Genomic DNA, 21,117 nt, shown 5'->3' on the forward strand with positions numbered 1-21,117 from the left:
CGTAAAAATCACCGCGGGTCCTTGAGTGCGGCTTGATCCTGATCAACGATAACCTAGCCGGGGCGTTGAACTCTGGCTTCGAACCATAGCGTCCGGGACGAACCCGGCAGAGGAAACGTCCATGAGCGCCACCGACACCCTGACGAAGCCTGCCGCCTCGACCACCGAGCATTTCGACGTCCTCATCGTCGGCGCGGGAATTTCGGGCGTCGGCGGCGCCTATCACCTCAAGACCCAGTGCCCCGGCACGAGCTACGTGGTGCTTGAAGGGCTGGAGAACTTCGGCGGCACCTGGTGGATGCACCGCTATCCCGGAATCCGGTCCGACAGCGACCTCTACACCTTCGGCTACCGGTTCAAGCCCTGGGTCGGCGCGCCGATCGCCAGCGCCGAGGAAATCCTCAAATACATGGGCGAGGTGATCGAGGAGAACGACCTCGATCGTCACATCCGCTACGGCCACAAGATCACCGCCGCGATCTGGTCCACCGAGGACCGCCGCTGGACGGTCGAGGGCTTCCGGTCGGACACCAACCAGCCGGTCCGGTTCACCTGTAACTTCCTCTGGATGTGCCAGGGCTACTACCGCCACTCGGAAGGCTACACCCCTGAGTGGGAGGGCATGGAGACCTTCAAGGGCAAGATCGTCCATCCGCAGACGTGGCCTGAAGACCTCGACTACAAGAACAAAAAGGTCATCGTGATCGGCTCGGGCGCGACCGCCGCGACGCTGGTGCCCGCCATCGCCGGCGACACGGCGCACACGACCCTGCTGCAGCGGTCGCCGACCTATTTCATTCCGGGTCGCAACGAGAACGAGCTCGCCAACACCCTGCGCGAACTGCAGATCGACGAGACCTGGATCCACGAGATCGTCCGTCGAAAGGTGCTGTTCGACCAGGCCGCCTTCACCAAGCTGGCGGTCGAGCAGCCCGAGGCGGTGAAGGCGGAACTGCTGGCGGGCGTCCGCGCCTTCGTCGGCCCCGACTTCGACATCGAGAAGCACTTCACGCCGAAGTACCGCCCCTGGCGGCAGCGGATCGCGTTCGTGCCGGACGGCGACCTGTTCCAGGGCGTGGTGTCGGGCAAGGCCTCCGTCGTTACCGACGAGATCGACCGCTTCACCGAAAAGGGCATCCTGCTGAAGTCCGGCCAGGAACTGGAAGCCGACATCATCGTCACCGCGACGGGCTTCAATCTGAGCGTCCTGGGCGACATCGCTTTCACCATCGACGGCAAGCCGCTGAACTTCGCCGATACGGTGACCTATCGCGGCATGATGTTCACCGGCGTTCCGAACATGGTCTGGGTGTTCGGCTACTTCCGGGCCAGCTGGACCCTGCGCGCCGACCTGATCGGCGACTTCGTCGCCCGGCTGCTGAACCACATGAAGTCGAAGGGGGCGACCATGATGACCCCGACGCTGCGGCCGGAAGACAAGGACATGGTCCTGTCAGACTGGATGGATCCGGAGAACTTCAACCCGGGCTATCTGATGCGCGGGATGCACCTGCTGCCGAAGAAGGGCGACAAGCCCGAGTGGCAGCACACCCAGGACTACTGGGCGGAAAAGGACATCTTCCCGACGATCGATCTCGACGACGGCGCCTTCCAGTACCGGTAGGCCGGCCCCGGTTCAGGCCCCGCTGGCGCAGGCGCGAGCGGGGTCGAGGGTCGCCAGCGAGGGCTTTTGCGCCCCCACCAGAGACGAGGCGAAGCCCGCGGCGATGCCGGCCATCTTGTTGAAGGCCAGGGCCTTGGCGTAGCCCTGCCGGTTGGTCGCCTCGGTCGTGTCGCCGGCGCGAAGCAGGATGGCCTCGCCGAAGCTGTCATAGGCCTTCTGGAAGTCAGAGCGGTCCTTCTTGTCGCGGTTGGCCAGGCCGCGCTCGAGATAGGCCATGCCGCGGCTGCACTGGACGCCGTAGTCCGGACGCCGTCCGGCCAGTTCCTCGAACGTCGAGATCGCCTCGTTGAACCGCTTCAGCGCCAGCTCCGCCCGACCGCGGCCGTAGAAGCTGTCCTCGGAGAACGGATCCTTGTCGATCGCCGCCTGGAAGTCGTCCCAGGCGCGGGCGTAGTCGGCCTGCAGGAAGTAGCCGCGACCGCGGGCGATGTAGGCGCCGATCAGCGCCGGGTCGCTCTTCACGGCCAGGTCATAGGCGGCGAACGCCTCCGGGATCCGCCCCAGGGCCTCGAGTGTCTCGCCCTTGGCGACATAGGCGCGGGCGTATTTCACGTCGACGGCCAGGGCCTTGTCGAACTGCTGGATCGCGGCGGTGGCCAGGCCCTTCTTCTTGTAGAGCTGACCCAGGTAGTAAAAGCCCTCGGCGAAGTTGGCGCGCAACGTCAGCGCCTTGTTGAAGTCCGCCTGCGCGCCCGCGTCATCATTGGTCAGCATCCGAACGTAACCGCGACCGACCAGCGCATCCGGATTGGAGGGTTCGGCCGCGACCGCCCGCTCGAACGCGGCGAGGGCGTTGGCGAAGTCGCCCCGGGCGGCCAGGGCGCGACCGGTCTCGATCTCGCGGACGGCGGGCGAGGCCGACGGTCGGACCGGCGCCGCCGCGACGGCCGGTTTGCCTTTGCCTGGCTTGGCGGTCACGGCGGGTTCAACGACGGGCGGAGGCGCGAGCGGCGTGGCCGGCGGCGGCAACGCGAGCGCCAGCTTCACCGTGGCGGCGGTCGGACCGGACGCGGGCGCGGGCGCCACCGGGGCGGGCTTCGGGGCGGGCGCCGGCGTCGCGGTCTGGACGGGCGGCGCCGGTGCGGTTTTGGCGACGACTGGCGGTGCGGGCTTCGGTGCAGGAGGCGCGACCACAACGGGCTTGGGCGGCGCTGCCGGCGTGGTCGCCGGCGGGGTCAGCGCCGCGGTCTGGACGGGCTTGGGCGCAGGGCCTGCCGTAGGCGGTTCAGCCCACTTTCCGGAGGACGGTTGCGGCGCGCTGACCACGGGCGCGGCAGGAGCGGTCGCTACCTGAACGGGGGCAGGCTCGGGCGTCTTGACCACCGGAGCAGGGGCGGGGGCGGGAGCGGGCGTCGCCGGCTTGATCCGGGTCGCTGTCGGAACCGAGACGACCGGGGCGGCAATGCCCCCCAGCCCGTCGATTGCGCCGGTCGACATCGGGGCGGGAGTCGGCGTGCGGCGGGGCGCGACCGGCGGCTCCGGCGCGGGCGCGGGCGCGGGTTTGACCGCGGCAGGCTGAACCTGGACAGGCGGCGGCGCGGTGGCGACCTCGACCGTCCTGGGGGCCGCGGGCGCGGCAGAGGCCGGCGGCGGCTCGGCCCACTTGTCGGGCGCGCTCGACTGGGTCGTGACGGGCGGCAGGGGCGAGGTCGGCTTGGGCGCGGGCGCCGGCGCGGGCGCGGCCGCCACGGGTGCGGGCGCTACGGGCGCGGGTTCGACAGCGACAGGTTTGGCCGGTGCGGGCGCCACTGGCGCCGGAGCGACCTGGACCGGCGGCGGCGCGGCGATGGGAGCCTGACGCATCGGGGCGGCCGAGGCCAGCTGGATCGGAGCGGGCGCCGGCGCGGGCGCCTCCGCCTGCGCCTGGATCTGCACCGGCTGCGACGGCGGGACGATGACCGCCTGGGCCCGGGGCATCGGGAACGTGGTCTGTTCGCGGCGACCGCAGTTGTTCGTCGGGATCGACATCAGCACATCGAACTGGTCGACGAACTGCTGCGTGACGGCGGTCATGCTCTTGGCGATCTCTTCCCAGCGCTTCGCCTCGGTCACCAGCAGCGGCACGAACACCGAGTTCTCGCGGCGATACTGGCTCCACATCGCGTTCATGGTGCGCTGGTAGGCGAGGGCGGCGTCGGAGTTGGCCCGCGCGTCGGCCTGCAGCGGCAGGAGGATGTCGCGGTTGAAGGCGTTGGCCTCGTTCTGCGAGCAGAAGCGCTGCGGAAAGCCGAGCGCCGAAATCGCGGGCAGGGGCTTGAAGACCGGCTCGGGCGGCAGGACCGGGCGCGGCATGCTGCTGCCGGTCGCCGCCATCGCCGCGGCGCCGTCGCCGCCGGACGGCGTGTAGGGCGCCGTCGACGGGGGAAGGCTGGCCATCTGCTGCGGCGCCGGCGCGGGCGCGGCCGGTGTCGGGGCCTGGTAGGACGGAGGCTGGTAGATCGGCGCGCTGGCGGCCGGGGGCTGCGCAGTCAGCTGGGGTGGCAGAGCCGAGCGCGTCTGGGCCGGAGGCTCGGCCGCCGGTGCGGGCGGCGGGGGCGTGTAGACGGGCGCCGGCGGCGCCACGGCCACCTGGACCGGGGGGACATAGACCGGCGCGGTCGGCTGCGGCGCCGGGGGAACATAGACCGGCTGGACCGGCGGCGGCGGGGTGTAGACCGGCTGTTGCGGGGGCAGGGCGGCGTAGACGGGCGGGGTGATCACGGCCCGGCCGCCGCCGTCGAGCGGCATCGGCGGAATGAGCAGATTGCCGAAGCGGGTCGGCGTCTGCCGGCGGTCGGACTTGGTGGACACCTCATAGGCGGCCGCGCCGAACGCGCCGTCGATATCCACGCCCGGCTTGCGCATGGCGTTCAGAAGGGCCGAGGTGAAGATGCTGTTGTTGGCGCCGCCGCCGGCGTCGAACGCTTCCTGGTCCTTGGCCGCCGACATCAGCACCAGCGTGCCGGGCGAGGGGTCGATCGCGGCCAGGCCGTTGCCGCGCCGCCGGAAGGCGAACGGGCTCTCGCGGCAGGCGTCGATGATGATGATGTTGTTGGTCTGGCGCTCCGCCAGTTTGTCGAGGATCTGCTGGCCGAAATCGACGGAATAGCCCTCGATCTGGCCCTCGCTCTCGATCTTCGCGTCCGTCGGGACCAGGTAGTTCCGCCCGCGATATTCGATGCCGTGGCCGGCGTAGTAGATGATGACGACGTCGTCCTTGGCCAGCTGATCGATGAAGGCGTTGATCTCGCTGACCATGTCGGCGCGGCCGAGGTCTTCCTTCTCGGTCACCTTGAAGCCGAAGCTGCGCAGCTGCGCGGCCATCGCCTTGGAATCATTGACTGGATTGGTGAGCTGGTTGCCGACGTACAGATAGTTGGCGTTGCCGATCACCAGGGCGAACTTTCGCCCGGAGTTCTGCGCCATGGCTTCGGAAGCGCTCGTCACGGTGATCAGCACCGTCAGCGCCAACAGAGCGAAAAACCGGATCACTCAGCCGTCTCCCAACTAACGCGTCCCGCCCGCGACCAGCCAGACCTGTCGCAATTCGGGATTGCTACCCATCATAGCGCCCGCTGCTATCTGTCAAGGTCAAGCACGCCGTTCGGCGAGCAGTGTGCGCGCGGGGACAGGCCCTAGACGACGTTGCGTCGGAGGCGGTCGATTTCGTCCATATAGGCCGTGAACCGGGTCAGAACCTCGCCGGTGAGTGTTCGCGTTTCCTTGGAGACGTAGGTCAGCGGATCGGCCGCCTGTCCCTCGACCCAGACCTCATAGTGCAGGTGCGGCCCCGAGGAGGTGCCGGTGTTGCCGCTGAACGCGACCACCTGGCCTTGCCGGACCGGCGTGCCCACGACCGACCCGGCGGGCCAGCCGCTGAGGTGGGCGTAGGCGGTCTCAAGCGTCTCGCTGTGCCGGATCTTCACATAATTGCCGTGTCCGCCATGCGGCCCGGCGAAGGCGATCACGCCATCCGCCGACGCAAATACCGGCGTGCCTTCCGGGCAGCCGAAGTCGACCCCCTTGTGCTGGCGGACTACGCCGTCGAGCACCGGATGCTTGCGCATGCCGAACAGCGAGGTGACCCGCGCCACCGCCAGGGGCGAGCGCATCAGGTTGCGCACTGCGCTTCGCCCGTCGCGGCTGAACCAGGACGCCTCTGTCTCGCCGGGCGGCTGGAAGCGGTAGAAGGCCTTGCTGTTCTTCGCCGTATTGAGCGAGGCGTAGACCAGCCTGCCGACGCCGATCGTCTCACCAGCGTCATTGACCGTCTGCTCGATGCCGGCTTCGAAGCGATCGCCCCGGTCGATCTCGTGCGAGAAGTTGAAGTCGTAGGCGAAGGTCGAGGCGAATTCCTCGACCAGGCTGTCATCCAGCCCCTGCGAAACGGCGGACGAATAGAAGCTGCGGTCGTCCATCTCCCCCGGGATGACGCGGATCTGGCGCGCCAGGGCCGAGCCCAGCGGCTCCAGAACCAGCACGCCGGCGGACCGCTTGAGGCGCGCGCCCGAACCGTCGGGCCGGCGCAGGACCAGCGAGACCAGCGCTGGCGCGCCCTGGGTTGAGACCGCGAAGGACAGGCGCATGTCGGTCGTCTCGGACCCCACCACCGGCCCCAGCATGCCGGCGGCCGAATCGATATCGCCTGCCGGCGCGCCCGCGCTGCGCAGGGCGGTGATCACTTCCGACAGGCCGCGCACGCGTTGCGCCCGTTCGGTGACGGGGACGGCGGGGTCGGCCGGGGCGACCGGAGCAGCCTTCGAAGGCGCTGCCGGAGCCTTGCGCGATGTCGCCAGCCACAGGCCGCCGACGCCCAGCACTGCGGCCGCCGCGCCACCGCCCAGCACCAGGCGACGGTCCAGGCCCGCCGGCGGGTTTTCCTTGGCCGCGACAGGGGCGACGCCGGGTTTGAACCAGGTTTGCGGATTGAAACTCGCCTCCGCGTCCGGCGTGTCACCGGCCTGCGCGGCGTCAGGCTCAGGCTTCAGCTGCAGCCAGGTTCGCGGGTCCATCGAGGGCGCGTCGTCCGGCGAATTGTCGTCTCTCTCGTCGCCGCCGATCATTCATTCCACCCTGACGCAGTCATCCTAGGGTTTCGCTTCCGCCGCCGCAATTGACGCGCTTATACTGTTCGTTGAACAGGGTTCGGGGGCGTTTGATGGGTGGTAGCCGGGTAGCCTGGCACGAGGGTCTGTTTCTCAGGCCCCAGCACTTCCAGCAGCAGGATCGATTTACCGAGTCGCTGGTCAATGCGCGGGCCGACGGGCTGACGTCCTATCCGTGGGGCGTGCGCTCACTCGTCATCGACGAGACCCTCGCCCAACTCGGCAAGTTCGGCGTCACAAGTCTCATCGCGGTCCTGCGCGACGGCGCGCCGATCAGCATCCCGAGCGACCTGCCGCCGCCCCGGCCCATCGACCTGCCGTCCGACCTGCGCGACGCCGTGATCTATGTGACCCTGCCGCCGGCCCAGGCCGGCGCGCTGGAGTTCCAGCCCCGCGAGCGGGTCGTCGCCTCCACCCGTTTCGCCGTGGACGAGGAAGAACTCTATGACGCGTCCGCCGAGGAGCGGTCGGGCGAGGGCGTTGAACTGGCGCGGCCCAACCTCTCGTTCGGCCATGCACCCAAGGAGATCGAGGGGCGCGTCGTGCTGGCGCTGGCCCGGGTCCGGGAAGTGCTCAACGGCCGGGTGATCTTCGACGAGAACTTCATTCCGCCGACGCTCAGCGCCAACGCCGCGCCGTGCCTGCCCGGGTTCCTTACTGACGTGATCGGCCGGGCCAACCAGCGGATCGACGAACTGGCGCACCGGGCGGTCGAGGCGACGGACGGCGGGGCCGAGACGTTCGCTTCCTTCCTGCTGCTGCTTTCGCTCAATAAATGGACGCCGCAGCTGACCCATCTGGCCGGCCTGCCGAACCTGCATCCGGAGCGGCTCTATGAAGCCTTCGTCGGCATGGCCGGCGAACTCGCCACCCTGACGCTGTCCGAACGGCGGCCGCCGGACTTCCCGCTCTACGACCACGAAAACCTTCAGATGACCTTCGCACCCGTGCATGCGGCGCTGCAGCGGTCGCTGTCGGCGATGTTCGAACGGTCGGCCGGGCAACTGCCGCTCGAGGCGGTCGGGCCGGGCGCCTACACCGCCCTGGTCCAGGACCGCTCGCTGTTCGAGACGGCGAACTTCTATCTGGCGGTCAGCGCCAAGACCCCGCCCGAGATGATCCAGCAGCGGTTCGGCTCGCTGGTGAAGGTCGGCTCGGTTCTGCGCATGCGGGACATCGTCTCCAACGCCCTGCAGGCCGGGGTGCGGATTTCCCAGACGCCGACCCCGCCGGCGCAGATCCGCATCGTGCCGGGCTACACCTATTTCGAGCTCGACCGGACGTCGCCCGACTGGCCGGACCTGGCTGCGGCGCCGTCGATCGGGCTGCATGTGTCCGGCGACTGGCCCGGGCTGAAGCTTGAGCTGTGGTGGGTCAAGCGGGTGCGGCGATGAGCGAGGGCGAACGCCGCCCGCCTCAGCGCACGGTCTTCCGGCCCTCGCCGCTGCAACAGGCGATGGCCGAGCGATCCGCGCAGCCTGCGGGACAGGAGGGCTACGTCGCCAGTCCGGCCGCGCCGACGAACGACGACGTGCCGCCTCCGGGAACGCTGTACGACCCGGCCAACCCGCTGACCAACGAGGCCGCGCCGCTGCTGTCGCTGCTGGCGGGATTGAGGGCCGGGCGGGTCCGGATGCCGCTGCCCGAACTGCACGCCAAGGCCGCCGCCGACATCGCCGACTTCCAGACGCGCTTCACCGGATTCCTGACGGCCGAGCAACTCCGCCGCGCGGTCTATGCCATGGCCGCGACGACCGATGACGTGGCGTTGAACCTGCCGGGGCACGAGGGCGACGCAGCCGAATGGGCGCAGCGCAGCCTGGTCGTCCGCTTCTTTCAGGAGGCCATCGGCGGCGACCGGTTCTGGCGTCTGCTCGATGAGATGATCGCCCAGCCGGTCGAGAACCGCGACCTGCTGGCCCTCTACCACGCCTGTATGGCCGCCGGATTCGAGGGCCGCTATCGCGTCGCCGCCGACGGCCGTCAGGCGCACAATGGCCTGATGCTGCGGGTGCACCAGGTTCTCGGCGCGGCCTCGCAGGTGTCCCGCACAGAACTCTCGCCGCGCTGGCGCGGCGCCGACCAGCCGGCCTCCGCACCGGGCATCTGGGGTCCGCTGATCCTCGTGGGTGCGGTGGCGCTGACCGTGCTGCTGCTGGCCTATGTCGGCTTCCGGGTGGCGCTCGCGACCCAGGGACGGCCGGCGATGGCCGCCTTGCAGACCTTCACGCGCGCCGGCCCCTTCACCCTGGCCCGACAGCAGACCGTGATGGTTCCCGACGCCGGCGCCCAGGCCGGCCGCATCCGCACCTTCCTCGCGCCCGAGCGGGCGCAGGGCCTCGTCGAGGTGATCGAGGATCCGTCGACCGTGCGCGTGCGCACCACCGTCGGCCAGCTGTTCGACCCGGGATCCGACCAGCTCCGTTCGGAGCAGATGGCCCTGTTTGACCGCATCGCCATGGCGCTGGACACCGAGCCGGGCGCGATCCGGGTCGTCGGCTATACCGACTCCACACCGCCGCGCAGGCTGGCCTTCGCCGACAACTTCGCCCTGTCGAAGGCGCGGGCGGAAATGGCCGCGGGTCTCGTGCGCAAGCGGCTGCGGGATCCTGGCCGTGTGGTCGTCGAAGGCGCGGGCGACAGTCAGCCTGTCGCCTCGAACGACACGCCGGAAGGACGCAGCCAGAACCGTCGTGTCGAAGTCATCGTCGAGCGGAGAGACTAGGCGATGGCCAATCTGAAGAAGTGGCTGGGCAACTGGTGGGTGATCTCGATCGCCATCGCGGTGGTCGTCGCCCTGGTGCTGGTGTTCCTGCTGCCGCTCGTGCTGCCGGTTCTGCGCTGGCCGTGGCGATTGACGCTGCTGGCGCTGGTGATCGCGGTCTGGGGCGGGCTGGCGGTGCTGCGCGTGCTCAAGGCGCGCAAGGCGGCCGCGGCCATCGCCGACGCCCTGTCGCAGGGCAGCGCGACGGGCGGCGAGGAAAAGGCGGTCGCGTCACGGCTCGCCGAAGCCCTGTCGCAGCTGAAGTCAGCCTCGGGCGGCCGGCGCAGCTATCTTTATGACCGGCCCTGGTACGTCATCGTCGGCCCGCCCGGCGGCGGCAAGACCACGGCGCTGGCCAACTCCGGCCTGAGGTTCCCGTTCTCCGACGCGCGGCTGCAGGGCCTGGGCGGCACCCGCAACCTCGACTTCTGCTTCACGGACGAAGCGGTGCTGGTCGACACGGCCGGCCGCTACACGACCCAGGACACCGGCGACGCGCGCGATCGCGAGGGCTGGACCACCTTCCTGAGCGTGCTGCGCAAGAACCGGCCAGCCCAGCCGATCAACGGCGTGCTGGTGGCCTTCCCGGTGGACCTGCTGCTGACCGCCGACGCCGCGACCCTCGACCGCCACGCCTCGACGATCCGCCGCCGGCTGGTCGAACTGCGCGACGGACTGGAGGTCTCGGCCCCGGTCTATGTGGTCTTCACCAAGTCCGACCTGATCGCCGGCTTCTCCGAGTATTTCGACGACCTCGACGTCGACGGACGGCGGGCCGTGCTCGGCGCGACCTTCGACGTCGCCGAGACGGCGCCCGGACAGATCGCCGCTGTGCGTGAGTTTGACCAGCTGGCACGGTCGATCGCCAACCGCTCCACGACCCGCCTGCAGGAAGAGCAGGACGCCCGGCGGCGCAGCCTGATCCTCGGCTTCCCGGTCCAGTTCGCCGGCCTGCGCTCCCGCGTGGCCCGCTTCCTCGACGGCGCCTTCCCGGCCAATGCGGCCGAGGGGACGGCGCATCTGCGCGGCTTCTACTTCACCAGCGGCGTGCAGGAAGGCTCGCCGATGGACCGCGTGCTGGGCGGCCTGGCGACCCTGTTCGACACGCCGGCGGCGGCACGCAGCGGCGGGGGCAGGGCCTACTTCCTCAACCGGCTGATGACCGAGGTGATCTTCGGCGAAGCCGGCATGGTCCAGGCGACGCCCGAGGCGCTGAAGCGCCGCTCGCGCATCCTGGTGGCCGGCATGGGCGCCATCGCGGCGACCGTACTGCTCTGCCTGACGGCCTGGACCGTCAGCTACAGCGCCAACCGGAACTTCCAGATCAAGCTGGAGGCCGCCACCCGCGCGGCCCAGGCCAAGCTGGACGAGTCCGGCCTCAGCCTGACCCGCATGGATGAAACCGCGCCGGGCTTTGACGCTTCCGTCGAGGCGCTGAACGCCCTCTGCGCCTTGCCGCGCGGCTATTGCGACCAGGAAAAGCGCGGCGCGCCGCTGATGATGCGGCTCGGGTTGTTCCAGAGCGGTCTCGCCAAGGCCGCCCGCCAAGCCTACCTCGAAGGCCTGCGCCGGACGCTTCTGCCGCAAAGCCTTCTGCGACTCGAGGAATTCCAGCGCGCCAACGCCAGCGACGGCGGGGCGCTCTACGACGCCCTGAAGTCCTACCTGATGCTCGGCGGTCAGCATTCGGTCGATCCGAAGGTGGTGCGCAACTGGCTGGTCCAGGACTGGCAGGCCGCCTCGCTCGCCGGTTCGAACTTCGGCGAGGTGCGCGGCCAGATGGTCAGGCACCTCGATGCGCTGCTCGCCGACGAGGACATGTCACAGGTCTGGGCCAAGGGCGGCGCGCCGCTCGACGCGGGCGTGGTGAAGGCCAGCCGCGACGCGGTCGAGGCGATGCCGGCGGCGGACCGCGCCTATGCGTTGCTGCGCTCGAGCGAGGCCGCCCGCGCCGGCGCCGACTGGACGCCCAGCCGCCTGCTGCCCGGCTCGTTCCGCGCCTTCGCCAACGGGCCGGAGGTCGAGGCGCTGTCAGTGCCTTACTTCTTCACGCCGGAGGGCTACGTCGCCGCCTATCTGAAGGGCCTGCCCAACGTGAAGGCGGCGATGAAGGCCGATCTCTGGGTGCTGGGGCCCCAGTCCAACAATCCGGCCCTGATGGACCAGCTGCACGACCTGAACGCGGCCGTCGCCCAGCGCTACGCCGCGGAATACATCCAGCGCTGGAAGGCCGTCGCAGCGACACCGAAGCCGGCCAACTACTTCAGCGACGACGTCGCCGCCAACGCCCTGTTCGGACCGCCGTCGGCGCTCAAGCTGTTCCTGCTGGAGATCCACCGCAACACCAACTTCGCGTCGCTGGGCGCGGGTCGCAAGGCGGCGCTCGATGCGGCGGCGTCGCGAATGGGCCAGGTCGGCGGGGCGATGCGCGCGGGCATCGGCGGCGGCGGAATCGACGCCGGCCAGCAGATCCAGATGGCCTTCCAGCCGATGGCGGCCTGGGTCGGCGATCCCAAGGGCCGCGGCGCGATCGACGACTTCCTCGACAAGCTGAAGGCCGCCCGGCAGGCCAAGGCGACGATCGAGCGGTCCGGCGGCGGCATGATGGGCGATCAGGCCCGCCAGGACGCCGCACGCGCCGGCGCGGCCCTGGCCACCGAAGCGGCGCCGGAAGACATGCGCGCCTTCGTCACCGAGTCCGCCCAGCAGAGCGATGCGGCACAGACGACCGCCGTCACCGGCGCGCTGGCCTCCGACTTCGATCTGCTGCGGCAGGACTGCCAGCGGGTGGTCGGTCAGGCCTATCCGTTCGTTCGATCCTCGATGACCGATGCTCCGTTGCAGGACATGCAGCGTCTGTTCGGCGAAGGCGGCGCGTTCCGCAACTTCGAGGGCCGGCTGCAGGGCATGATGAACACCACCGGCGCCGTCTGGCGCTGGGAGGGGCCGGCGTCGGCGAGCTTCGACCCGACCACGCCCGAGCAGTTCCAGAAGGCCGCGGACATTCGCGGCCTGATGTCCGGCGGGCTGGCGTTCCAGGTCTCGGTCGACTCCATGGGCGCCTCGGTCAGCAAGCTGGAGCTGTCGATCAGCGGCTCCAACCAGGAACTGTCGCCCGATGACGGCCCGCGCCTGTTCCAGTGGATGCCAATGGCCGGATCCCGCGCCGAACTGCGGGCGACGGTGGACGGCCGCTCCCGCGTGCTGGCCCAGGCCGTCGGCCCATGGGCGATGTTCCGGCTGTTCGACCGTGGCCGGGGCGAGTCCCAGGTGGTCCGGGCGACCTTCGGCGAAGGCGCCTCGACGGCCGTTCTGAAGATGGAAATCCAGGGCGTCGCCAATCCGTTCAGCCGGACCGGGCCGTTCAGCTTCCGTTGCCCGGCGCGCCTATGAGCGACGGCGCGCCGTTCCTGTTCGGCAAGCACCCGTCCCAGGGGGATTTCATCCGCCTGGGCGCCGGCGACCATGACGCCTGGGACCTTTGGGCGACCGGCAATCTGGCGGCCGCAAAGGCGCGGCTCGGCGCGGACTTCGAGGGCGCGCATCTGGCCTGCCCGCCACTGCTGTTCGTGGCGGGACCGGGCGAGCTGGGACCGGGGTGGCGGGCCGGGGCGGCCACGCCCTCGATGGACGCGGCCGGGCGCCGGTTCGTGCTGGTCGCCGGCCTCGAAGGGCTCGACGAGGCCGTCGCGGGACAGCGGGGCGACCAGATCGCGCGCCGCTCGGAACAGGCGCTCTACGACGCGATGACCGGAGCGATCCCGCCGGCGGCGGTGCTCGACGCGGTCGCATCGCCGGGTCCGGCTGACGCCGGCGCGGCAGGGCAGGGGAGCCGCTGGTGGGCGGCCGAACTTGACGCGCCGCTTGCCGATGACGCCGCGCCGGCGCAGGTGCTGGCCGATTTGATGGCCCAGACGGTTTCCGCGGAGATGAGGGCGTGATGCAGGCAATCCGCTGCCGGGCCGCCGGCGTGACCGATCCCGGGCTGGTGCGCAGCGCCAACGAGGACGCCATGCTGCTGCGCGACGACGCCGGGCTGTGGGTCGTTGCCGACGGCATGGGCGGCCACCAGGACGGCGAAGTCGCCTCCGGCCTGATCGTTTCGCAGATGGCCGCCGCGCCGCTGACCGGCGCGTTCGATGTCGATCTGGAAACCCTGGCGGACGTCCTGCACCGGGCCAACGCCGCCATCTACGACATGGGCCAGCAAACCGGCGGCCGGGCCGGCTCAACCGTGGTCGTCCTGCTGGTCCGGGGCGCGCGGCTGGGCTGCCTGTGGGCCGGGGACAGTCGCATCTACCTGTTGCGCGACCGGCTGCTGGTGCAGCTGACGCGGGACCACACCCAGGTCCAGGAGATGGCCGACCGCGGGCTGCTGCAGCCGCACGACGTCAAGGGTCATCCCATGGGCCACCTGATCACCCGCGCTGTCGGGGTGGAGCCCGAGCTGCTGGTCGACGCGGTGGTCGACGATCTGCAGCCGGGCGATGTGATCCTGCTGTGCAGCGACGGCCTGCACGGCGTCGCCGACGAGACCGAGATCGCCGCCATCCTGGCCGGCCGGGACGCCGCGGCCGCCAGCGCCGCTCTCGTCGACCTGGCCATCCAGCGCGGCGCGCCTGACAATGTGACGGCGGTCTGCGTGGTCTGCGAGGAAGTCACCGCCCTTCGGCTGGCGGGGGCCTGACGATGCCCGATCCGAAGGATCCCTCAGACGGCGAGGACGCCGAGTCCGCCTGGTTCTCGGGCGAGGAGCCGACGCCCGACGCACCGCCGCCCTCTCCGCCGCCGCCTCCGCCCGAGGCGCACGAACCGACGGTGTTCGCGCCCCGCGGCGCTTCCGACGCCGGCTCCGGCTGGGGCGCTTCGCCCATGCCGCCGCCGATGGAGCCGCCTCCGTCCCCGCCGCCTGCATCGGGATCGGGCAACCGCGACGGCGGCCGCCTCGCGCCCGGCGAGGTGCTCAACGGCATCTACGAGATCAAGCGCTTCCTCGCGCGCGGCGGGATGGGCGAGGTCTACGAGGGGTTCAACGTCAACAACCCCGACGAGCGGGTGGCCATCAAGGTCATCCTGGCTTCGCTGGCCGACGATGACGATGTGCGGCGCATGTTCCAGAAGGAGGCGCGCACCCTCAGCCAGCTGACCCAGGTGCATCACCCGGCGATCGTGCAGTACCGCCTGCTGGGCCCGTTCTACATCGTCACCGAGTTCATCGACGGCGTGCAGCTGGTCGACGTGCTCAAGACGCTGCAACCGACCGAGAACGACCTGATCGCCTTCACGCGGCGCATGGCCGAGGGCCTGAAGGCCGCCCACGCCGCCGGCGTGCTCCACCGTGACATCGCGCCGGACAACATCCTGCTGCCGGGCGGCGGGCTGGCCTCGGCCAAGATCATCGACTTCGGTATCGCCCGCGACGGCAACGCGCCGGGCGGCACGATCATCGGCGACGGCTTCGCCGGCAAGCTGGGCTTTGTCGCGCCGGAGCAGCTGGGGGACTACGGCCGCGAGGTCGGCGACTGGACCGATATCTACAGCCTGGGCCTGGTGGTGCTGGCGCTGGCCAAGGGCAAGCCCGTCGACATGGGCGTGACGGTCGTGGACGCCGTCGACCGTCGCCGGGCCGGGCCGGACACATCCGAGGCGCCGCCGAACCTGCGCCGCATCCTGGACCGCATGCTGGCGGCCAATCCCAAGGACCGCTTCCGCTCGATGGCCGAGCTGATCGCGGCGCTGGACTCGCCGGCTCAGACCGGAAAGGGCGCAAAGGCGAAATCGCCCGGGACGCCCGGCGGTTTCAAACTGCCGGAAAAGCTGTCGATGCCGGTCCTGGCCTCGATCGGTGGCGGCGTCGCCCTGCTGGTCACCGCGTTCGTCGTGGCGATGCTGATCGCGCCCAAACGCGATCCGGCGCTGGATCAGGCGGCGAAAGCCGCGGCGACCGCCCCGTCCCAGCCGCCCGCCATGGTGGCGGAGCGGGCGCTGGCGAAGGTCCAGTGCGGCTGGCTGGAAGTCGTGGACCTGTCGCGCGGGGAGGGCGGCCTGTCGGTCACCCTGACCGGCTCGGCTGGCGATCCTGCGACGGCCGCAGAGTCCGTCAGCCGCGCGCTGGTCGCCGCCCGCCATCCGGTCTCGCGCATCGACACGAGTGGCGTTGTACGGCTGGATCCGGGCGCCTGCGGGGTGATCGACGCCCTGCGGTCCGTGCGCATGCCGCCGGCCCAGGTGCAGCGGCCGTGGGTGTCCGTCGGCCCGACCTCGGTCAGCCTGCCGACGTTCCATCTGCTTCCGGATACCGGGAAGTGCAAAACCACCCGACCGGTCGCCGCAATCCCTATCGCGCTGCAGACCGGCGAGATGCCCGGCGAGCCAACCGTTCTGGGCCTGCGCCCGAACGGAGCGATGCAGCCGTTCTTCTATGGCCGGAGCGAACTGGAGAAGCTGACCGCGAGCGCGCCGGCGAGCCAGAAGCTGAGGCCGGACGGCGCCGACCTGACGGTCTGCGACGAAAAGGCCGTCGTCAGCGGCATCGTGGTCATCTCCGGCCCTGGCGTGGCCTCCCTTGGACTCTCCAGCACCGATGAGACGCTGCCCGGCCCTGACTTCGCCGCGCGGTTCGGCGAACTGGCCCGGACCAACGGCTGGCGGACCCAGATGACCTGGTACCAGGTGGTTGGGGGCGCGCCGTCGGCGGCCGCGCCGGGCGCTATCCCGCCGCCGGCCGGGGCCCCGGCTCGACCGTGAGCCGACCGTCCTTCAGGCCATAGCGGAGCGACCCGGCGCCGTCCTCGGTCTCGACGATGTAGCGGTCGATATCGCTGAACCAGCCGCCGAGCTCGCTCTCCTCGACCAGAGGCAGCCAGACCCGGAACACGCGCGGGTCCCAGAAGCGGAACAGCACCGGCCCGGTCCCGTCCGGCAGTTTCGCCTGGGTGTAGTGGCGCAGGCGCCGCCGCACCGCAGGCAGCCCGGCCCGCGACGAGATCAGGATCCCCCACGACCGCCCCCAGCCCGCGCCGCGCCAGAGCTTCGACAGCGGATCGGTCGGCGCCAGCTCGACCACATGCGGCGACGCCGCCTTCAGCTCCGGATGCAGCGGTCCCTCGAACAGACACGCCGCCCCCTCCGGCTCCAGCCGCGCGACATGCTCATGCAGCGCCGGATCAGCCGCGCAGTCGAGGACGGCGTAGAGGCGGGGGGATGTCATTGATCGAGGACGTAATAGGTTGGCGGCGTGTCCCTTCGGAAGACCAGACTCTGCCGCATCACGCCGACGCTGCTGCCGACGTTGCTCAGGATTGGTCCGGAGTTTCCGGTGATTACGTCACCCTCCACGCCGCTTGGGCGCACCGGCGCGACGTGCCCCGATCCGCCTGGATTGGCCCGGGCCGCGATCACGAGGCTGCCATTGTTCGCCAGGCGCTGGGCTTCTTCAGGCGTAACAGCACGATAGTCTGGCGACGTTGCCAGGTTTGCCGTCATGGCGTTGGCGCGCAGGGCGTTGCCTTGGGCGTCGACCAGACCGGTCGTCGGCGCGCCGAGCTCATTCATCATGGAAACGAGCGCCTGATTGCAATGCGTGACATGGTTTGCCGGCTGGAAGGCGGGATCAGCTCTCGCGGTGTCCTGCGCCGCTGTCAGGGTGGCGACGGTCCAGGTGCGGGGCGTATTTGTCGGCAGGGCCATCGGCGGATGCCGGCCGGCCGGCAGGCTCTGCGACGCGACGTGCTCCTGGGCCGGGGTTCTGGCTCCGGCTGCGGGCGGAGACGCAGGGTGTGACGCGAAGGCGAGAGGCTGCTCGTCGGCCTTTTTCAGCCCACCGGACAACGAGGCGATCAACGCCTCCTCGTTCGCCTCGGCCTGCGCCGCCTTGAAGCACGCCTCACAGAACGGCGCGCCCGTGCGCTGGGCGTCGATCAGGACCTTCAACTGCGCGACGAAATCCGAATAGGCGAGCATCAGCGCGCCCTTGGGGACCGCCGCCCCGCCGCCGCTGATGGACTTGCTCTCGCCGATGATCACGGTTGGCAGGCCTGCGACGATTGTGCCGCCGTGGGCCGTGCTGTCGCCGATGCGCGCGGCCGGCATCTTGTTGACGAAGACGCCGCTGGAGCCCTTCACGATCGTGTCCGGCGGGCCGACGCAGACGGCCATGTCGCCGACCCGCACCTGCGGCAGCTTGCCGGTCAGGACATTGAACGAGCCCTTGATGATCGGCCCGCCGACATGCGGGATCGGCGGGGTGCCGGGGGTCACCATCGGGCAGGCGTGAAAGTCGGTGATGCGGGCGGCTGGGGGCATGGCTACCTGAAGATCGCCCAGTCGGGGCCATGGCGGCCGATGAGGATGGGAAGCGGGTAGAACTCACCGCCGCGCAGGGTCTTGCGGATGTAGGGCGCGCCATTGCGGTCAAGCGGTTCCAGCAGTCGGCCATCGGCGGCAGGACGCAACACCAGCTCGACCGGCGTCGGAACCGGTGCGCCCGCAAAGGCCGGCAGGGTGATCGCCTCGCGCAGTCTCGCGACATAGGCCTCGACGTTGTCATCCGGGAAGGCCCCGGGCCTGTCCGCCAGCAGGGGGGCCATGGAGCCGACAACCGTGTCGGCGTCTCCGCGTCTGAAGGCGTCCGCGATCTGTTCCACAAAGGCGACCGCGCCGGGAGCGGCGGCATCGACCTGTGGCGCGTCCATCCAGGCCCAACGCGCGTCCAGCGGGGTCGCTATCCGCCGCTGGTAGGTGATGCGAGGGTCAGGCGAGGCATCCGAAATCTCGTCCCGCAGGATCGGGTCGCCGTCCACGCCGACGATCTCCCCGGGGGCGTAGCCGCCCAGCGTAAAGGTCATGCGACCGTCGCCGGGTTCAGCGCCCCGGGGCCAGGCTCCGATGATGTCCAGCCGGTCGTCGCCCTTGAGCAAACCGTTCAGACAGACCCCGGCGCCCTCCATCTCGACGCCCTCGCCGCGCCAGACCGGAATGTCGTTGACCCTTGCCGCGGCGGTCGCCTCGCGGGCCTCAATCTGGAAATAGAACAGGGTGCTCATGTCCAGGTCGCCTGCAGGTAGGGCGAGCCGGTCCTGAACTGGATGACCGATGTCCGCTTCCAGCCCGGCTCGTTTTCCTTCTTCGCAATGTCCTTTTCGCTGAGCTTGTTCGGGCTCCAGGCCCAGAGGTCGTCGATCTCGTATTCTTCCGGTCGTCCGAGCCAGTCCTTCTGCGCGACGACCTTGTAGCGCCACTGCCCCCTGGTGATGACCATGGTGACCTCGGCGCCGCCGGTGATCATCTTCGGCGTCGCTTCGATCTTGCCCTGGATCGACGCTGTCCGCTGGTAGCGCCAGCCGGCGCCCGCGACAGATGCCTGACCATGGACGCCTGCTTCGAACGTCAGAGTGCCCTTTGCCGGCGCGGAAGGCTTCGACTGATCAGGATCCTTTTCGCCCGCCTCGTGGATCCGTGCGCTGACCGCCAGCTTCAGGGAACCGGACAAATAGGCGTAAAGCTCGACCCCGCCCGCAAGGGACGACATGGCCTGCAGTTTGACGCCGGCGCCGACCGTCAGGTCGGCCTTGACCAGCTGCCCCGTGAGATCGAGCTTCCACTGGTTGCCGAGGCACACGGTTCTGGGGCCGGTGAACGCGGCCGCCTTGCGCTTCCAGTTGCCTTCCAGCGAGATGGCCAGAAAGGTCGCCGATCCCTCGATCCAGTAGCCGGCCTTCGGCAGTCCCTTGAGGACATCGACGACGTCCTTGATGGCGTCCATCGCCATCGTGAAGTCTTCGACGACTTCCTTGGAGTCGACCACCGACTCGCCGTTGCGCAGGATCTCCAGCTTGGTTCCGCGCATGTCGAGCTTGGTCTTGTCAGTCAGGTCGCCGCGCTCGAACGGCCCGCCGGACTCGTGCTCGATCTTCTCGGCGATTTCACGCCGGGTGAAGAAGCCGTTTTCCGCCACGGTGTACTTGGTCGACGAGGACTGTTTGTCGTCGGTCGTCGTGACCTCGGTGCTACGCTCGCCGTACAGGCCGTCCTTCCGCTCGCCGCTGACCTTCGTGACCTTGCCGAAGGAGTCACGGGACGCCGATGTCTTGATCTGGACGGCGCCGAGCGTCTTGCGCTGGTACGACGATGACGAGGTCATCCCGCCCTCCCGGCTGAAGCCGAAACTCCATCCCGCGGGCGAGGTGAGCTTTAGCGACCAGTCCTGGGGCGTGAAGACCGCGACCTTTCCCATGAGAGGCCGGCGGGCCACTTCGACGACGCTCTGACGCCGACCGCAGGCGGTGGCCATGACCGTATAGCCGTGGCTCGCCGAGCCGAGTACCGCACCGGCGTCCTCATAGGCGCTGAAGTCGGGCGGGGCGGTCAGCAGGACCGAGCCGGTGATCTGCTGGATGCCGGCATGCTGCGAGTCGAGCAGCAGGGGTTTGCTGTGCTCGACCCTGCCGCACCCTCCGACGTAGGCGGCGGTTGCACTCACCGTCGCCTGTTTCGCCTTTCCGCCTGGCGCTCCGCCTGATCCCAGGACTTCCACATAGAAATCCATTGTGCGCAGGACTTTGGCGGCATGCTCCGGCGTGTTGGCGGGCGTGGCGTTCCGCTTGAGGGACTTGTCGGTCGAGAAGGTGTGACTCTTGCCCATCCCGTCTGTGACGGTCATCGAGAAGGTCGAGACGTCGCAGGGCTTGGCCTTGTCCGCCTTGCAGCGGGTCGTGCCTGTTGCGGCGTTGGTCTGGCGGTTTCCGGCCATGCCCGTCAGCCCAGATCGTCGATCATGGGCGACCAGAGCTCGGCGTGCTCGGCCTCCATATGGAACAGTCGCACGACCGGCTCGACGTCCGGCTCGATCATGATTCGCGAGAACAGGGCCTTCTCGCATCGCGTTCTCAGGACCATGAACCGGAGGATGTCCTCCGTGATCTCGAAGCCGGCCGCCATCGCGTCATGGGCCCAGGCCTCCAGCAGATCGGGTGGCGGGCAGGGCGCCTTGTGCGAGGTCAGAAACGCGACGACGTGACTGGCCATGCGCCTGACCATGGCGCCGCGGAAGCCCGCCATCTGCGCCTCGGTGATGCTGACGACGGAGATCGCCATCAGCAGACCCCGCCGGCATTTACGGCGCCGCGACCGCTTGACCCCCGCTGCCATCCACGGTCCCATCCCCCCGACGAGACGGGGGCAAGGTCATGGATCCGGAAGCTGAGAAAGAGACGCTCAAGGCGCTGGGCGAGATGCTCAACCTGCATGACAGCGAGGCCAAGACGATGGCCGCGGTCCTGCGGCACTGCTCGAAGTTCGGCATGACGACCGGCGGCGGGATCGCGGTGGCGACGGCGGGCGTCGGGGCGGTGATGGTGCCCGGCGTCGGGTCGGTGCCGGGCTGGCTCGTGGGGTTTGCGTCGGGCTTCGCCGGCGGAACGATGGTCTGCACCCTGGCCCACCGCGGAATCGTCGTCGAAAGCCTCAAGCGCATTCTGGGCGAGGGTGGCGAGGAGGCCGGCGGCGAGGGCGCTGCTGTGTTCAAGCTGCGCGCGACCCTGGCGCGGCTGGGCGACGGCTGACGCTCTGCGGGCGGCGCGGGCCAT

15 protein-coding genes are annotated in these 21,117 nt (G+C 69.7%); 8 read left to right on the forward strand and 7 right to left on the reverse strand.

The features are described from left to right. The first annotated feature begins 121 nt into the window (after positions 1-121). A complete protein-coding gene (locus tag AC3WJT_RS11045; RefSeq protein WP_492343168.1) occupies positions 122-1,624 on the forward strand; it encodes a flavin-containing monooxygenase in 1,503 nt (500 codons plus the stop codon). Positions 1,625-1,636: 12 nt separating this feature from the next. Here AC3WJT_RS11045 and AC3WJT_RS11050 read toward each other — a convergent pair whose 3' ends face one another. Together AC3WJT_RS11050 and AC3WJT_RS11055 are read right to left on the reverse strand one after the other, a co-directional pair. Continuing rightward, complete coding sequence (locus AC3WJT_RS11050; RefSeq protein WP_492343169.1) at positions 1,637-5,155, reverse strand: caspase family protein; 3,519 nt, start codon at positions 5,153-5,155, stop codon at positions 1,637-1,639. A 143-nt stretch (positions 5,156-5,298) separates the two neighbouring features. Next, the gene (locus AC3WJT_RS11055; RefSeq protein WP_492343170.1) at positions 5,299-6,726 is read right to left on the reverse strand and encodes a peptidoglycan DD-metalloendopeptidase family protein; all 1,428 of its coding nucleotides are present in this window, start codon (positions 6,724-6,726) and stop codon (positions 5,299-5,301) included. 95 nt (positions 6,727-6,821) lie between these two features. Between AC3WJT_RS11055 and tssK the strand changes: the two genes are divergently transcribed. From tssK to AC3WJT_RS11085, 6 genes are read left to right on the forward strand one after another with little or no spacing between them, the layout of a single operon-like run. Continuing rightward, a complete protein-coding gene (tssK, locus tag AC3WJT_RS11060) occupies positions 6,822-8,162 on the forward strand; it encodes a type VI secretion system baseplate subunit TssK (protein ID WP_492343171.1) in 1,341 nt (446 codons plus the stop codon). Continuing rightward, positions 8,159-9,493, forward strand: coding sequence for a type IVB secretion system protein IcmH/DotU (gene icmH / locus AC3WJT_RS11065; protein WP_492343172.1), 1,335 nt, complete (start codon positions 8,159-8,161; stop codon positions 9,491-9,493). Before tssK ends, icmH begins: the two co-directional genes overlap by 4 nt. A 3-nt stretch (positions 9,494-9,496) precedes the next feature. Further along, the gene (gene tssM / locus AC3WJT_RS11070; protein WP_492343173.1) at positions 9,497-12,925 is read left to right on the forward strand and encodes a type VI secretion system membrane subunit TssM; all 3,429 of its coding nucleotides are present in this window, start codon (positions 9,497-9,499) and stop codon (positions 12,923-12,925) included. Continuing rightward, the gene (tagF, locus tag AC3WJT_RS11075) at positions 12,922-13,473 is read left to right on the forward strand and encodes a type VI secretion system-associated protein TagF (protein WP_492343174.1); all 552 of its coding nucleotides are present in this window, start codon (positions 12,922-12,924) and stop codon (positions 13,471-13,473) included. Before tssM ends, tagF begins: the two co-directional genes overlap by 4 nt. Next, positions 13,473-14,219: a PP2C family protein-serine/threonine phosphatase gene (locus tag AC3WJT_RS11080; RefSeq protein WP_492343344.1), complete on the forward strand. Its 747-nt coding sequence runs from the start codon at positions 13,473-13,475 to the stop codon at positions 14,217-14,219. Before tagF ends, AC3WJT_RS11080 begins: the two co-directional genes overlap by 1 nt. Before the next feature lie 2 nt (positions 14,220-14,221). Further along, positions 14,222-16,279, forward strand: coding sequence for a serine/threonine-protein kinase (locus AC3WJT_RS11085; RefSeq protein WP_492343175.1), 2,058 nt, complete (start codon positions 14,222-14,224; stop codon positions 16,277-16,279). Here AC3WJT_RS11085 and AC3WJT_RS11090 read toward each other — a convergent pair. The 5 genes from AC3WJT_RS11090 to AC3WJT_RS11110 are packed head-to-tail and all read right to left on the reverse strand — an operon-like array spanning position 16,242 to position 20,626. Then, positions 16,242-16,742, reverse strand: coding sequence for a DUF4123 domain-containing protein (locus tag AC3WJT_RS11090; RefSeq protein WP_492343176.1), 501 nt, complete (start codon positions 16,740-16,742; stop codon positions 16,242-16,244). The genes AC3WJT_RS11085 and AC3WJT_RS11090 overlap by 38 nt on opposite strands. Continuing rightward, entirely contained in the window at positions 16,739-17,836 is a 1,098-nt protein-coding gene (locus AC3WJT_RS11095; RefSeq protein WP_492343177.1) for a PAAR domain-containing protein, read from the reverse strand. Before AC3WJT_RS11095 ends, AC3WJT_RS11090 begins: the two co-directional genes overlap by 4 nt. Before the next feature lie 2 nt (positions 17,837-17,838). Further along, positions 17,839-18,576 (reverse strand): hypothetical protein, encoded by a 738-nt coding sequence (locus tag AC3WJT_RS11100; RefSeq protein WP_492343178.1) that lies wholly within the window; start codon positions 18,574-18,576, stop codon positions 17,839-17,841. Then, complete coding sequence (locus AC3WJT_RS11105; protein WP_492343179.1) at positions 18,573-20,282, reverse strand: hypothetical protein; 1,710 nt, start codon at positions 20,280-20,282, stop codon at positions 18,573-18,575. The genes AC3WJT_RS11100 and AC3WJT_RS11105 overlap by 4 nt, the downstream gene beginning before the upstream one ends. Before the next feature lie 5 nt (positions 20,283-20,287). Further along, positions 20,288-20,626 carry a hypothetical protein gene (locus AC3WJT_RS11110; protein WP_492343180.1) on the reverse strand — a complete coding sequence of 113 codons (339 nt, stop codon included), beginning with the start codon at positions 20,624-20,626 and terminating at the stop codon, positions 20,288-20,290. Between the two features lie 92 nt (positions 20,627-20,718). Between AC3WJT_RS11110 and AC3WJT_RS11115 the strand changes: the two genes are divergently transcribed. Next, positions 20,719-21,093, forward strand: a complete 375-nt coding sequence (locus AC3WJT_RS11115) for a hypothetical protein (protein ID WP_492343181.1) — start codon at positions 20,719-20,721, stop codon at positions 21,091-21,093. Positions 21,094-21,117: the final 24 nt, after the last annotated feature.

The organism is Caulobacter sp. FW305-C-30-S16, assembly GCF_058783025.1.

Excerpts from the sequence above, each read along its gene's own strand:
- AC3WJT_RS11085 (WP_492343175.1), top strand. The coding sequence starts at position 14,222 with ATGCCCGATCCGAAGGATCCCTCAGACGGCGAGGACGCCGAGTCCGCC.
- AC3WJT_RS11095 (WP_492343177.1), bottom strand. The coding sequence starts at position 17,836 with ATGCCCCCAGCCGCCCGCATCACCGACTTTCACGCCTGCCCGATGGTG.
- tssK (WP_492343171.1), top strand. The coding sequence starts at position 6,822 with ATGGGTGGTAGCCGGGTAGCCTGGCACGAGGGTCTGTTTCTCAGGCCC.
- icmH (WP_492343172.1), top strand. The coding sequence starts at position 8,159 with ATGAGCGAGGGCGAACGCCGCCCGCCTCAGCGCACGGTCTTCCGGCCC.
- AC3WJT_RS11115 (WP_492343181.1), top strand. The coding sequence starts at position 20,719 with ATGGATCCGGAAGCTGAGAAAGAGACGCTCAAGGCGCTGGGCGAGATG.
- AC3WJT_RS11055 (WP_492343170.1), bottom strand. The coding sequence starts at position 6,726 with ATGATCGGCGGCGACGAGAGAGACGACAATTCGCCGGACGACGCGCCC.
- AC3WJT_RS11090 (WP_492343176.1), bottom strand. The coding sequence starts at position 16,742 with ATGACATCCCCCCGCCTCTACGCCGTCCTCGACTGCGCGGCTGATCCG.
- AC3WJT_RS11045 (WP_492343168.1), top strand. The coding sequence starts at position 122 with ATGAGCGCCACCGACACCCTGACGAAGCCTGCCGCCTCGACCACCGAG.
- AC3WJT_RS11080 (WP_492343344.1), top strand. The coding sequence starts at position 13,473 with ATGCAGGCAATCCGCTGCCGGGCCGCCGGCGTGACCGATCCCGGGCTG.
- AC3WJT_RS11110 (WP_492343180.1), bottom strand. The coding sequence starts at position 20,626 with ATGGCGATCTCCGTCGTCAGCATCACCGAGGCGCAGATGGCGGGCTTC.
- AC3WJT_RS11100 (WP_492343178.1), bottom strand. The coding sequence starts at position 18,576 with ATGAGCACCCTGTTCTATTTCCAGATTGAGGCCCGCGAGGCGACCGCC.
- tssM (WP_492343173.1), top strand. The coding sequence starts at position 9,497 with ATGGCCAATCTGAAGAAGTGGCTGGGCAACTGGTGGGTGATCTCGATC.
- tagF (WP_492343174.1), top strand. The coding sequence starts at position 12,922 with ATGAGCGACGGCGCGCCGTTCCTGTTCGGCAAGCACCCGTCCCAGGGG.
- AC3WJT_RS11105 (WP_492343179.1), bottom strand. The coding sequence starts at position 20,282 with ATGGCCGGAAACCGCCAGACCAACGCCGCAACAGGCACGACCCGCTGC.